Annotated in this window: 1 pseudogene; it reads right to left on the reverse strand. The window is 47.3% G+C overall.

Annotated features, from left to right (window positions below):
* Window positions 1-328 (reverse strand): annotated as a pseudogene (locus tag WA352_RS21800) (YadA-like family protein); the annotation flags it as partial.

Consider the following 328-nt stretch of genomic DNA (forward strand, 5'->3'; position numbering starts at 1 on the left):
GTTGCCACCAATTGCACTCTTAACGCTGTCTGCAACACCGTGTAATTGACTGCCGTTGATCGCATCAGTTGAGGTTGAATTCACTGCACCAGCTTTCAAGTTAGTGATCGTGGTTCCACCAACACCTGCAAGCGTGATCTTATCTTTGGTCGTTGCATCATCATATTTAACTGCTGCATCGTCCAAACCACCCAACTTACTATCCACTGCCGCCAATTGATCTTCGGTTGCTGCTTGACCTGATACCGCTGTGCCGTTCCACGTTGTGTTGCTGAGACCTTTGATCGTGTTCGTTGTCTTATCAACAACTACACTTCCTACAGTCACT

Source organism: Acinetobacter sp. 102 (assembly GCF_037028485.1).
In the GTDB taxonomy this organism is placed as follows: domain Bacteria; phylum Pseudomonadota; class Gammaproteobacteria; order Pseudomonadales; family Moraxellaceae; genus Acinetobacter; species Acinetobacter higginsii.